This is a genomic window from Siphonobacter curvatus, from assembly GCF_002943425.1.
In the GTDB taxonomy this organism is placed as follows: domain Bacteria; phylum Bacteroidota; class Bacteroidia; order Cytophagales; family Spirosomataceae; genus Siphonobacter; species Siphonobacter curvatus.
In genome coordinates, this window is record NZ_PTRA01000006.1 from 211,231 (window position 1) to 225,286 (window position 14,056).

Below are 14,056 nucleotides of genomic sequence, written 5' to 3' on the forward strand. Positions count from 1 at the left end.
TAAACTAAAATAACGATAATGTATATACGTTAAAAATAGAAGAAGGTAAAACTTAGCCTAAACATCAGTAACGATTAAGCGGGGATCAATGTAAAGATGCGAGCCATTGGTGACCATTTTTCGTTTTCAGCAGACCAGTTGAGCGGTAGCTGGAATTGCGACATGAGTGATTCCCATTCTATTACTTTGGCATTGCTGCGATCCATTTGCTCTTTGAGGCGGAAATCAAAATCATCGCTGGTTTCCATGATCATGAAAAGTCGGTTTCCGGTGCGATAGATTTCCATATTTTTTATGCCGCTATCCAGGATGCTTTGCGTAACCTCGGGCCAGGCATTTTCGGGCTTATGATACGTTTCATACTGATGAATAAGCTCGGGATCATCTTTTAAATCCAGAGCAAAGCAGAATTTTTTCATACTCGGATCTAGACAATTTTCAAAGCGTTAGCGTAGGGCAGCGTGGCTTGATGGTCGGGCAGCTGCACCACCAGACCCTGACTTGTTTGCTCAAAGGACAGCGAGTCAGAACCACCCAGCAGTGAAACGCGGCGAACAGGGATCGGGTGTAAACCCTTCTCGCTAGCCAGCGACTTGATCAGCACTTTTCCCCCCTCGGGCCAGCCCATCACTGTGGCATACAAAACATCCCCCTTGCTGGTAAACCGAATATCCGCCCCGGTGAGAGCCTTGCCTTTGCCTTCGTTGAACCCCTGAGCCGACAGCGGAGCCGCCCCTTCCTGAGCCGGACCCTCACCAAACACCTTCCAGGGACGAGTACCGTAGATAGCCTCACTGTTCACTTTCATCCATGCCCCAATCTCGCTGACGACCGCCCGCTCCTGCTCATCAATACTGCCATCCCCCCGCACCGGAATATTGAGCATCAAATTGCCGTTCTTGCTCACCACGTCCACTAAGGTGTGAATTACCGTCTTGGCTGACTTATAACCCTTGCGATCGTACACCGCCCGGTTGTAGTGCCAGTCCCCGATGCAGGTATCCGTTTGCCAGGGCAGGGGTTCAATGGCATTGCTCTGGCCTCGTTCAATGTCCCAGATCATACATTTTCGCTGCTGCTCATCAAGCACTTTGCCAAACACCACCGCCTGTTGATTGCCCTGCTGGTCTATATTCTTGTTATATAGGTGAGCCGCGATCTTTAGCCCCGCGTCATCGATGGGCCACAGGGGCAAAGCCGTATCATCGAAGTAGATGAAGCGGGGGTTGTACTGATCGATGAGATCCAGGGTTCGCTTTAGAAACTTATCGCAGTAGGCTTTAGTGGGTTTAGCTACACCGTTGCCCCAGTTCCACTGCCGGTGGATCATGCCATCGTCCCAGCTGTTTTCACTTAAGGGGTGGTTTTGAGCGTAGAGCTCCTGGGGGTCCAGGCCCTGCCACCATTTTCCTTTTCCATCTGCTTTGGTCACCTTGCCGTCGTAGGGTACACCCTTTAAAGGTCCTTGTTTATCGCTTCGCTGGGCCGTTTCCATCCAACTCCAGGCGTGAGCGGCGTGCACGCTCACGCCAAAGGGCAGGCCCTGGCGGCGGGCGGCTTTCTCCCAGCCACCGATGATGTCTTTTTTGGGACCTACCTTGGTGGAGTTCCAGGACTGGTGTTTGCTGTTGTAGAGATCCAGGTTATCGTGGTGATTGGCCATGGCCATGAAGTACTGGGCACCGGCCTGCTTGTAGAAGGCCACCAGCTCCTCGGGGTCCCAGCGTTCGGCTTTCCACTCATGAATGACGTCCTTGAAGCCGAATTTAGAGGGATGTCCGTACTTGTTGTGGTGATACTTATACTGGTGGCTGCCTTCCTGATACATGCCCCGGGCGTACCAGTCGCCAGCTTCGGGTTGACATTGGGGACCCCAATGGGCCCACATGCCAAACTTGGCATCTTTGAACCAAGTCGGCGTCTGGAATTGCTCTAGGGATTGCCAGGTCGGTAGAAATGGTCCTTTCTTGGTCTTTGCTAGTTCAGCCAACAGAGGATTAGAAAGGGCTAAGGTGGGTAATAAACCAAGCGTATTCTTAAGAAGGGCTCTGCGATTCATAGTTTAATGCTTAGGCAAGCGTATATCGCTTTAGATAAAGGTAATTGACTGTTACAAATGTATAGTTTAATAAAATGTTTGAATTGTACAAAAAGGATTTTAATTTTAACAAATCGGGTTTTGAATGGTTATGGTAAATTCAAGTAAAATAAGGGAAGGAGTGAAATGTATTAGTAGTCAGTTAGTTATGTACAGCATAGGATTTAAGACTAGCTTTTCGCTGTTGCATACGGATTGCCTATAGTTGAACAAATCGTGGAATGATTGGGAGGTGATGAGTCCGTTTTAGCAGATTTATCTCATCGATAGGGAATGTTCGCTGAGAGATAATGGTCAAGGCTTAGTCCTGGGAAGTGGCTATTTGCACTTCATTTCTAGCTTTACCCGCTGCGATCACGCTTATCAGAATAGGCTACGTTCAAAAAATAATGACATACCAGCCTTGCCACTAAACGTTTTTAGAGTAGTTGGTTTGATCCCTCTCTATACCGAGTACCCCCTTTTGTTTATTCGCAAAGGGGTTCGCTCAAAATATCGGTAGTATACGCGTACGATCACGAAATCAACAGATCAATAGAAGAAGGGTTATCTTATCAATGTATAAGATGACTCTTCTTCTATCGAATCAGTATATAAAAACAGTATGAATAGGTGGATGCTTAAACCGCTATACTTGATCTTAATAGGGTAATGAAAATAGTAATAACTAAAAATAAAATGATTGAGAATTAGGATTTGATAGTGTCCTGTATTCGTTTTTTAATCCGGCTCAGGGATTGGTTTTTTATTCCTAAATAAGAGGCGATATGATAAGCGGCTATTCGCTCTACAATCTTAGGGTGCTCATTGATTAAATTGAGATAACGTTTCTCATTGTTAAATAATAAGAGATCCTCGGTCCGCCCTTGTGCTTGGTGAAAAAAATGCTCCGCCAGTATTCTTCCGAAACGTTCCCAAGACTTATGATTCTGATATAAATTCTGTAAATCCTGGTAAGATAGGTACAATACGTCTGCATCTTCCAATGCTTCAATGTAGTAAACACAAGGACATTGGTAAAGGAAACTACGGAAAGAAACAATGAATTGTTCTTCTGAAAAAAAGAACATATTTTTTTCTTCATTCGTAATTGAATCGCAGTAATAGACTCTAAAAAGGCCCTTTATAACAATCCCTAAATCCTGACATACAATATTTTGCATATTGTAAAAATCTCCTTTACGTAGGTGCCGCTTTCGCCAGAAAGGAAGGCTAACGGATAGGTCTTCTTCCGTTAGCCCTGAGAAGGGAGCGAGTATATCGTGTAAAAATTTTGATGGCTCTATGTTCATTTTCTTCGTTCATGAAAACAAGAATCTTCGCAAGATAAGCATCTTCATTGAGAAGCCGTAGTTCTAATGCCTTGTAATTGAGGTGAACAGGTGGCTCTGATCAGCATTAGTTCTTTTCCTTTGTAAAGAAACATACAATCTCATACGTTAGGCTTCCTTTCATATTGCTTTTATGATCTGTAAATTTTAGCAAATCAATTATGGAAACGTTTTATTGATTTTCCGTTGCTTAACGAATTGATAAATCGAACCAGCGATAAATAGTACGAAGAGAAAAAGTAATGTTTTAGCGATCACCGGATCCGTAACGTTTTTAGCCCAGGGGTGTCCAATTGGAACACGCGTAAAGGTTTCATTGACGGTAGGAACAAGTGATAGAAAAAAGCTGAACGATAAGATAAAATTTTCGAAGTAACGAGCTTTAGTATTTCCTCGTTTCTTACGAGAAATAACAGATGACAGCAGAACTAGGATAAAAATAAATATGGAAAAAACGTGTCCCGCATTAAACCCTCCGTTTTTAGAAATTCCTAATGCTGTTAATGAAGTAATGATTGTACAGTACAAATAAATTTTACCGGCTACCTTTGTTAAATTAATTTTTCCGTATTGGACAAAGGATAAAAGTGCGGAAAGAATGGCGATTACACCAATGGCTGTGTGGAAAATTCCTAAATTTGAAAGTCGCATATCGTTGATTGTTTCTGCAAACTTCTAAAAGAAGGAAATAGCGAAAATTCACTTAAGTGAATTTTCGCAACCTATTTTATTTTCTTGGCTATTCTTAAGAACAAACTATAGCTCCTGCTACGCATCCTCAAATTCTTCACTTGAAGCCTGCAACCGATGCAGTTTAGCGTACTCCAGGGGAGACATGCCATAGAGTTGATGAAAGGCTTTACGGAAGTATTTTGGGCTTTCAAAACCAACCTGCATCATGACCTCCCCAATGCGTACGTCATCGCTAGCCAAGAGCTGAGCCGCCCGTTTCAGACGAACATCCCGCATCAATTCCACCACAGTTTTCCCAGTAATCGTCTTAATTTGACGGTAAAACGAAGATTGACTCATTCCCATTTGCCGAACTAAGACCGGAACCGTAAAGTCTGCATCCATCAGGTGTGCTTCGATGATGGTGATGGCTTTTTCCAGTAGACATTTTTGTTCATCTGGAATGATGAGATCCGTTGGCTGAAGCAAAAGCTGTCGGTGATAATATTCCTTTAATAAAAAACGATTCCGTAGCATTACGGTCACTTTTGTTCGCAACAGATCTACATTAAAAGGCTTGGTCATGTATTCGTCAGCACCCGTTTCGAGTCCTTCCAACTGATGCATAGCCGTGGCACGAGCCGTCAACAGAAATACGGGTATGTGCAGTGTTTTGGGATGCTTTTTGATTTTCTGACACAAATCCAGCCCACTGCTGTGGGGCATCATCACATCGCTAATGACCAGATCGGGTAGTAGTTCCAGGGTTTTATTCCAACCTTCGACTCCATCCGTAGCGGTACTTACCTGATAAGTTTTAGCAAAGGAATTATATAGATACTGCCGCAATTCGTCATTGTCTTCGACAATTAGCAAGTGGGCCGATTGAGGAAGAGGACCTTCTGAAAAGCTTTTTTCTGGGTCAATTGACGGTGTTGAAAGCGTAGTTTCTTCCCGAATAATTTGGGTTTCTGCGGGTATTTTGAGAAGTGTATCTGCGTCAAGGTGTGCTTTGCCAAATGGTAACCGCAAAAGGAAGGTAGTTCCGGCTCCCGGTTGACTAGTAACGAGCACTTCTCCCTGATGGGCATCTACGTATTTTTTTACCAGCGATAACCCGATACCCGTTCCCATTACCTGAATTGACTTGGTATGCGTGGCCTGGTAGTAGGGATCAAAGATTCGGCTCATCTCGGTCGTATTCATACCTGCCCCACGATCCTGTATAGCAATCTGGAGATAATGATTGGTCAGATGCTGCTGTTCGTACACGGCCGGATGGTCCGATGAGCCAACTATAGTGACAATCATATGAATACAGCCACCTTCGGACGAATACTTAAAGGCATTGGAAAGTAAATTAACCACTACGGATTCCAGCTTAGCCCGGTCAACGTACAGGAAAATAGCTTGTTGGGGAACATCAATGGTATAGTCTAAATGAAGCGTTTCAGCCTTTAGCTTAAATATCAAAAATATTTCCGTTAGAAAAGGTACGATGTTCGTCGGAGTAACTTTTAGTTGAATACGGCCTGATTCCGCTTTTCTGAAGTCCATGAGCTCATTTACCAGCTCCAGCAGTTTACGGGTTTGCTGGTGCATGAGCATTATCTTGTCCTTTACCTGATGAATCGGCTCATGACTCATGGCTGCCAACTCTTCGACCGGTCCGAGAATCAGCGTAAGAGGGGTTCGCAGCTCGTGGGAAACGTTTGTAAAAAACTGTAACTTACTATCGGTCAGTTCTTTTTCTTTTTCAACCTTGTAATGCTCCAGCGTTAATTCGCTTTTTAACCGCTGCTGAATGAGACCATTGCGGTGATACAGCAGAAAGGCTACCCCAATGCCAGTCAGGTAAAGCAGGTAAGCCCACCAGGTTTTCCACCAGGGAGGCAAAATGGTTACATACAGCGTAAAGGGTTGTTTGGACCATACACCGTCGTCATTGCTGGCTTTCACCTGAAACCTATACGACCCGGCGGGAAGGTTGGAAAACGTAGCGGTTCGCTGTTGGGCACTCACCGGTACCCAATCCTGATTGTAACCGACTAATTGATACGCATAGTGTTGCTTGTTAGGATTGGCGTAATGTAATCCCACAAATTCGATGGAAAAGTCGTTCTCGTTCGAGTGAAGTTCAATGGAGGAATGGTTCGCCAGGGGGGCAGGAAGCAAGGGCCGGCCATTGAGCGTATCTCCGACAGCAATGGGCTGATTATAAATACGCAGTTCCGTAATCTGGATTTTGGGCAGTGACGTATTGGTTTGAATGGCCTCCGGACGGAAATACGTAATTCCGTTAGTACCGCCCATAAAAAGTGTATGGTCAGTAGCCCGGTAGGCAGCTCCAATTTTGAAGGAATTGCTCTGTAAGCCATCGGTTACGTCATAATGGAGTACTTTTTTGGTCCGGGGATTCAGTTGATAAATACCGGACCCACCCACCCAAAGGTTACCGGATTCATCCAGTAACAAACTTTCAATATCGGTTTCCGGAAGCCACGCCGCCCAGCGTTCCAGGCGTTCCTCTCCGCTAGGGGTGGTATATAGGCGATGCAGTCCCCCACCAATGGTACCAATCCAGAGCTGACCCCCACGATCCTGTAGTAAAGGCCAGGTATAGTCGGTGCTGAGGCTATTAGGGTTGTTGATTTCGTGTTTAAACTGTTTTACCAAATGAATAGACTGGGGCGTGACGGCAATTTTGAGTAACCCGGCACTACGGGTACTGGCCCATAAGAGGGAACGCTGTGGATCATAAGACAGATAGGTAAAATCGTTGGTTGGCAAGGTACGCTTATCAGCCGAATACACTACACCTTGTTTGCTAGTACGATTTAACCGATAGAGTCCACCCGTGAAGGCAGCCAGCCAGATGTAGCCGTACTGATCTTCGGTAATGCTCTCAATACTAAGGCTAGACCAACCCGTTTCTCCCGGCAAGCCGGGGACGGATTGCAGCGTATTGGTCTGAAGATCGAGCGTAAATAAGCCGCCGTAACGCGTACCAACCCACAGTGTGCCATCGTCGGACCAATGAAGTGCGGAGACATCCATACCGTTCACGCTACCGTAATAGGAATGTTCCAAAAAATTTACGTACGTTTTGGTCTTTAAGTCATAACTCGCTAATCCATTTCGCGTACCAATCCATACGCGGTTGCGGGCTTCATCTTTCCAGATAGCGTTGATGTAATTGGTAGCCGGATTGGTGGGCCCCGCAATTTGTCGCCGGATGAGTCCAAAGGGTTTTATGTACGGTTTCAGTACATTGAGTCCGCCCGCAGAACTGGCCATCCAGATATTATGAAACGAGTCTTCCATGATGTCATGAACTCGTATGGAATTGATACTAAAAGCGTCCGTATCGGAGGGAAGAAAGCTTTCCATATCCTCATCCCGAATGGGAAGAACGGGGCTTGGGGTCGTAAGCTTTAGTAGTAATAAGCCAGATTTAGTGCTGATCCACAGGCGTTTATAGGAATCGCGAAACAGATGTTCGATTTCGGCAAATCCCCGGCCTAGTGATTGAAAGGAAGGTGAAGTAGGTAGTTTGGCGTTACGGAAATTGGCCCAGTAAATCTGACCATCGGTACCAATCCACAAGTTTCCTTGTTCATCGGCATGTAGAGCCCGGATATTATTCTCATCCCTCAAGGGAATGTGCCGAGCCTGATACGTAGGCGAGTTAAGTACCCACAGGCCACTTCCCAGGGTCCCAATCCAGATATGATCAAATCGATCGGCAGTGAGCTTACGAATTAGGGGCTGAACGGCGGCGGCTGGCTTTAGCTTCCGGTGATCCACCCGGTTGATCGTTCCCTGCGAGTCAAACTGAAGCATGAATAAGCCGCTCTGACTCGTGCCAATCCATAATCTTCCGGCATGATCAGTGGTAAGGGTAGGAACATCAGCAGTGGCTATTTGCTGAATCAGGGTTTGGAACGAAGGATTCACGGATCGTTCGGTAATACTTTCAAAACGATCCCGATTAGCATTGTACCAGAATAATCCCGGTCCATCGACGCCCACCCACAATGTACCTTGAGCGTCTATGTGCAGAGCACGAATTCGATTGCTAATAATTTCATTTCGATTGTTGTTGGGTAAAACGTACGTTTTTAGCTGATAGCCATCGTAGCGATTAAGACCCTTGTTGGTACCTACCCAAATGAAACCCCGATGATCCTGAGTAACGCAAATGGCATCACTGTGTGACAGCCCTTCATTCACCGTGATGTGATTAAATCTCAATTGCGTAGGTTCTCGTTGAGCCTGGCTGATTTGGGGTACGAGCAAAAGCAAAACCGAGAGCCGCAAAAAAGCCCATAGGAATCGAGGTAGGGAAAGCATTGGCAGTAGGATAGGTTTAAGTCTAGTCAAGGGGTGATATAATGGGATATTTCCCAGGAAATGGATTTGTACGTACCAATTCTCTAATTGGATAAGAGGCTAGCTTACCTGAAATACTCTCTAGATCACTATTTTTTAAAGCAAATTATACTAATTAATCATGGAATTATGAAATAATAAGGGAGTAGAGAAAAGCTTGCAAGCACTTCGACAGAAATAGCAGATCCCTTAAACGTGTACATCCCCTAGCTGCTGACCACACGGGCCGAAATTTCCTGTAGGTATGCCGCTGCACAACAGCTAATTACTTTAAATCAAAATAGTTGATCACGCATCTCCTGCTCATTTGTGAGCTTGTTGCTCTCCTCCATGGGTGGGCCAAAAACTCTTTTCTGATTAGTTAAAGCAGTTTTTCCTAAAATGAGCCCCCTTTTTGACCGAAAAAGAACCCATACTTCTCTTTCAGATGCTCTTATTTTGTACAATAGGAAGTTGCTTTTTGATCATTTTAATATACATCCCAAAACTTAATACTTACCCCAAAACATCTACCCTTTATGAAACTAGCATCCAACCAGCTAGTCCGGCTAGCCATGCCTATCTATTACACTTCCTAACACTTCAGGGCGTACACGCTAAAACCTGTATCTTAAACCTCTCTACGTATGATGTATTCTAGACCTTCTTTTTTCTTTCTTTTTACTTGGCTTATGAGCTTTTGGAGCATTCAAGTCAACGCTCAATCCTCAAAACCCCCTACTAGAATTACCCCTAATTCGAAAACAATCCTCGGTCGTACCAGTGCTCAAAGTAAAAATTTTTCTTATAAAGGAAAAGCTTTGTTGGCAAAGAAGGTCTCGACTGTTGTATTAGACGATGCCTCTGAAACCAACCCGGTTGATGTAACCTCTAAAATCGTCAATCCGAGTTTCGAATCTAGTTTTGCGGGCTGGATTAACGAGGGTTTTTCTACGCAGAGCAATAACGATTTCAACCCTCAGAAGCAGGGGAACACCTACGCGGAAAGATGGGTGGGTATTGCACCCTTACCCAACGTAACGCTGTCGCAACGAATAAAGGGCTTGCCCTACGGCAAATATACCCTCAAGGTAGGGGCTCAACACATTACAGAAAATCCCTTGAGCGGACAACCCGGAGCGTATGTATTTGCGAACACTATCCAAAAAGAAGTAACTGTAAAAAATGAGTACACGATCGACTTTTTGGTGATGGACAGTACTACCGTCATTGGTTTCAAAACAGACAATTCCAAAGGAAACTGGGCTGCCTGTGATAACTTCCGTTTGTATTACAAGGGTGTAGCAACGGAGGCGATGAAAGAAAAACTACAGGCTTTGATCGATTCGACCCCGGCCGTGTTGGCTAAGAAAATGCAAAACGCGACTCGTACTGCCCTTGAAAATGCCCTGGCATCCGCTAAACAAAGCATATCCCAAAATGCTGGGGGTGATGAACTGACCGAGCGAGTCAAGCAACTGGAGACGAGCCTAACGGCAGCCTGGGTATCTAATGATGCCTATACTCAATTGCAAACGGCTATTGACGCGGGAACGGCCGCATACGGCGACGGCAGTGGCAAAGAGGCGGCTACGTTACTGGCGGTCATCAATCAAAAAAAGACCTTAGTCGCTAATCTGGATGCCGCATTAGCGGATTTACAAAAGGCACCCGACGAAATCAATGCGGCCATTTTAGCCTATCGTTATACCAACGCATCGAATGCCACGCCGCTGGACCTGACGCAACGAATGGCTAACCCCAGCTTTGAATCGGGTTTTACGGGCTGGAACAATACGGGCTTATACACGCAAAACAATGCAGACTTTAATCCTCAAAAAGCCGGCAATACGTACGCCGAGCGATGGGCGAGTAGTCCTCCCGTGCCCAACGTAAGCGTTTCTCAGCAAGTAAAAGATCTGCCGAATGGAAAGTATACCCTGACCATTGGAGCACAGAACATTTCCCAGAATCCCGATACAGGGCAACCCGGCGGTTTTGTATTCGGTAACAACGCCCAAGCGGAAGTAAAAGCAAAAGGCGAGTACTCGGTTGACTTTTTGGTTGTGGATGGTACCGCCGTTGTGGGTTTCAAAACCGAAAATTCCAAGGGTAACTGGATGGCCTGCGATAACTTCCGGCTGTACTACAAGGGTGCCGCTACGGACGCCTTAAAAGAAAGACTGCAAAGTCTGGTGGATTCAGCTACGATCGTACTGGGTAAAAAAATGCGGAGTACCAATCGCACCGCTCTCGAAGCTGCCCTAGCCGCTGCCAAAGCAACGTTGGATCAGAATGGAACGGAAGTAGCCGAACGAATTGCTCAACTGGAGACGAATCTAAAACCGGCTCGTATATCGGTTGATGCGTATGGGAAATTGCAAATTGCTGTAGATTCAGTCCTTGGCGTATACGGCAACGGTACCGGGAATGGAGCGGCTGCGTTCAAAGCGGCGATTGACCAGAGTACGACGTTAGTCAACAACCTTGACGCCGAACTGAGCAATGTACAGAACGCTCCCCAGGAACTCTATGAAGCCATGCTGATGTTCAGAGTTGCTAACGCAACCGGTTCCGCTCCGGTAGTAGTTACGGACCCGCGTTTCGCTCGTGGAGCTACAATGGCCTTCGGACGTAGTACGGTTTCCGGCGTTGCTCAAAAGGATATTATTGAGCAGGGTTTCTGCTGGAGTACATCAACTGATCCCAAAATTTCAGATAACAGAACGACCAAATTCTTTTCCAACAATGGAGCGATTTACCGGCTCGAAAACCTGCAACCCGCCACCGTTTATTACATGCGGGCCTACGCAATCGGGCCGAATTTTGCGGTGGGCTACGGTAAAGTACTGAAAGTGATCACGATTCCTAAAGGCACTGTTACGTACGAATTGCGGGAAAGTGTGATAAATGGGGGAGATAACTACCCTCGCATTAGGCAAGCCGTGGAATCAGGGGTATATTACTACAATAACCTGACCAGTGTTAAGGATCATCATTTGTCGGTTAATTACCATGCAGGTACGCCTACTGCAGAGGCTAGTTATGGGGGATACATGCAGTTTGGTGCCAACCCGAGCTATCAGCGAACGGGAACGGCCTTGCACGAAATGAACCACACCATTGGGGTTGGACAGCACTGGATCTGGTATGGCCCGAACTCGCCACTGCGGGCGGAAGGCAGCCGGGGCCGTTGGCTAGGTGAACGAGCTAATAAATTAGTACAGTTTTTGGAAAACAATACGGATGGCTCCATGACGGGCGATGCCGTACACATGTGGCCCTTCGGAATCAACGGTGCTCATGAAGACACCGGCAACGAGTTCCTGTATACTGCCCACGCCCTGGTTACGCAGGCCTTGGGTGAAGATGGACTGGCTAACCCTTCACGCGGCTTTACGACCCCTGCGTACACGTTCGAGCATACGCCTTCCCAAAAGTATTACCTCAAGGTAGAAGGTAATAAAGTAGGACTCAACACCTCGTTCCTGGCAGAAAGCGAATCCGGACAGCTCGTAAACAAGAAGGCTTCTGGGTCAAGTATTCTGACCGATGATCGGGCGGCTTGGTACCTTGAGTTCGATCCTGCTACGGCTTATTATCAACTCCGTAACACCGCTACAGGTAAGCTTTTCACGTACCAGGAGAGCACGGGCATTGGACTAAAGACCTCTGCTTCGCTTACCGCAGCTGAGTCGTTCCAGTTTATGGGAGCCCGGTACGATACGAAGGTCGGTACCGACGAAAAAAGCTTCAGGGCAAAAGCGTACTGGATTATCTCACCAAAGAATAATTATACATCGCCGACCCTGGCCGCCAGTTCCCCAGAATCAATCACTACCGTACCGTTCGATCTTACGGATGCTGCTACTGCTCAACGCTGGTTGATCTTTACGCAGGAACAGGTTAAATCATTTGACTCCTTGCTGGTAGCTCCGACGGCCGTAAAAAATATGTACGTCGCTTCGGGTGATAATAAGATTACGATCACCTGGAATCCGGCCTTTAGTACGGTTTACGAAGTGTTGCGTTCCGAGTCGGAAAATGGTACATACACCAGTTTGGCTAAAGATTTATCCTCTGGTCGTTATGAAGACCCCACCGCGTCAAACGGCAAGCAGTACTATTACAAGATGGTCGCTTACAATGAGCTTGGAACCAGTCCGGCGTCGGCCAGCCTTGCGGGTAAACCGGTCAAAGGGCAGCACTTGCACCTGGCCTTCGATGAGACGAGTGGAACGACTGCCCACGATGACTGGGGCGGCTACCACGCTCAGCTGACAAATGGTGCAGCCTGGACGGCGGGTATGAATGCCCCTACGGATGTAGCAACGTTGTCCGACATGGCAACTACGGCAAATGCGGCTCAAACGGATGGGGCCGTCGCTCTTTCCCAAGCCGCTGCTTCTTACCTGGAACTGCCTCCGGGGGTAGTCAGCACCTTATCTGATTTTACGCTGGCCACTTGGGTGAGGATACCTCAGAATATAAGTGACAATACCCGTATATTCGATTTTGGTACGGGCACGGGTGCCTATATGGCCCTATCACCTAAAGCTGGTCAGAGTTTGTATTACGAAATTACTCACGCTGGAATTAATTATCGGGCTACCATCCCCTATACTCTTCCAAGGGATCAGTGGATTCACGTGGCTATTTCACAAAAAGATACCACCTTCAAGTTCTTTGTGAACGGCCAGGTGATCTTTACCGATAACAAGGCTACGGTGAAACCTTCAGATCTGGGCGTAACGACGCTAAACTATCTGGGTCGCTCTATGTGGGCAAACGACCCGTATGCTGACTTAACGTACGGTGATTTCCGCATCTATAATTACGCTCTGGCCGATAACAATGTAGCTACCCTGGCCAACGCAAGTGCTTTACCCGTACAGCTGGTTTCCTTCGAAGGAAAAGCAAGCCATGAGGGGAACCATCTTATCTGGAAAACGGCTCAAGAGTTGAACAACGATCATTTCGTTCTGGAGCGGGCCTTATATACACCTACCCACTTCAAGGCCATTACCCAGATCAAAGGAAACGGTACGACCCGACTGCCGAGTACCTATCAGTTCCTCGATCCGCAGGCAAAGGGACGCTTGGCGTATTACCGACTGGTACAGGTAGACACGGATGGTAAAACCAGCGAAAGTCGAATTATTTCGGTAGATAATCGGACTTTACGTCCCTTAGTTGGATTCCCTAATCCAGTATCCGCTCAGCTAACCATTGAGCTACCCGACCGTGAGATTTCTTCCGTTCAAATTCATGTGTTAAATACGACTGGACACGTAGTTTACGAAAGTAAAAATCACCATCTGGATAACGGCAATTTGCAACTTGATATGAGTGGCTTGACCATCGGCGTTTATCGGGTTATTATAACTCATCCGATAGAAAATTATGGATTAACGATTATTAAGAAGTAATACTAAACATAGAAAAGCACGAGGCCGCTTACTTGCTACAAGTAAGCGGCCTCGTGCTTTTCTATTTACTTACGTCAGTAATAGGAATGCATGGCTTTTTTCTGAATCCACTAGCTTACCTCATTCGAGCTTTTACACATGTCATCCTCCCATGT

At 46.4% G+C, this 14,056-nt stretch carries 6 protein-coding genes; 1 reads left to right on the forward strand and 5 read right to left on the reverse strand.

The features are described 5' to 3' along the window. Window positions 1–74 precede the first annotated feature (74 nt). The 5 genes from C5O19_RS22385 to C5O19_RS22405 all read right to left on the reverse strand — a co-directional run bounded on the left by C5O19_RS22385 (window position 75) and on the right by C5O19_RS22405 (window position 8,454). On the reverse strand, window positions 75–419 hold the full coding sequence (locus C5O19_RS22385) for an L-rhamnose mutarotase (RefSeq protein ID WP_104715619.1): 345 nt from the start codon (window positions 417–419) through the stop codon (window positions 75–77). 8 nt (window positions 420–427) lie between these two features. Continuing rightward, entirely contained in the window at window positions 428–2,059 is a 1,632-nt protein-coding gene (locus tag C5O19_RS22390; RefSeq protein ID WP_104715620.1) for an alpha-L-fucosidase, read from the reverse strand. Window positions 2,060–2,787: 728 nt separating this feature from the next. After that, window positions 2,788–3,390, reverse strand: a complete 603-nt coding sequence (locus tag C5O19_RS22395) for a Crp/Fnr family transcriptional regulator (RefSeq protein ID WP_104715621.1) — start codon at window positions 3,388–3,390, stop codon at window positions 2,788–2,790. Between the two features lie 198 nt (window positions 3,391–3,588). Beyond that, window positions 3,589–4,080 carry a hypothetical protein gene (locus C5O19_RS22400; protein ID WP_104715622.1) on the reverse strand — a complete coding sequence of 164 codons (492 nt, stop codon included), beginning with the start codon at window positions 4,078–4,080 and terminating at the stop codon, window positions 3,589–3,591. 117 nt (window positions 4,081–4,197) lie between these two features. Continuing rightward, entirely contained in the window at window positions 4,198–8,454 is a 4,257-nt protein-coding gene (locus C5O19_RS22405) for a hybrid sensor histidine kinase/response regulator transcription factor (protein WP_104715623.1), read from the reverse strand. Window positions 8,455–9,296: 842 nt separating this feature from the next. Between C5O19_RS22405 and C5O19_RS22410 the strand changes: the two genes are divergently transcribed. After that, entirely contained in the window at window positions 9,297–13,901 is a 4,605-nt protein-coding gene (locus C5O19_RS22410) for a LamG-like jellyroll fold domain-containing protein (RefSeq protein WP_165796103.1), read from the forward strand. Window positions 13,902–14,056: the final 155 nt, after the last annotated feature.

Excerpts from the sequence above, each read along its gene's own strand:
- C5O19_RS22385 (WP_104715619.1), bottom strand. The coding sequence starts at position 419 with ATGAAAAAATTCTGCTTTGCTCTGGATTTAAAAGATGATCCCGAGCTT.
- C5O19_RS22390 (WP_104715620.1), bottom strand. The coding sequence starts at position 2,059 with ATGAATCGCAGAGCCCTTCTTAAGAATACGCTTGGTTTATTACCCACC.
- C5O19_RS22395 (WP_104715621.1), bottom strand. The coding sequence starts at position 3,390 with ATGAACATAGAGCCATCAAAATTTTTACACGATATACTCGCTCCCTTC.
- C5O19_RS22400 (WP_104715622.1), bottom strand. The coding sequence starts at position 4,080 with ATGCGACTTTCAAATTTAGGAATTTTCCACACAGCCATTGGTGTAATC.
- C5O19_RS22405 (WP_104715623.1), bottom strand. The coding sequence starts at position 8,454 with ATGCTTTCCCTACCTCGATTCCTATGGGCTTTTTTGCGGCTCTCGGTT.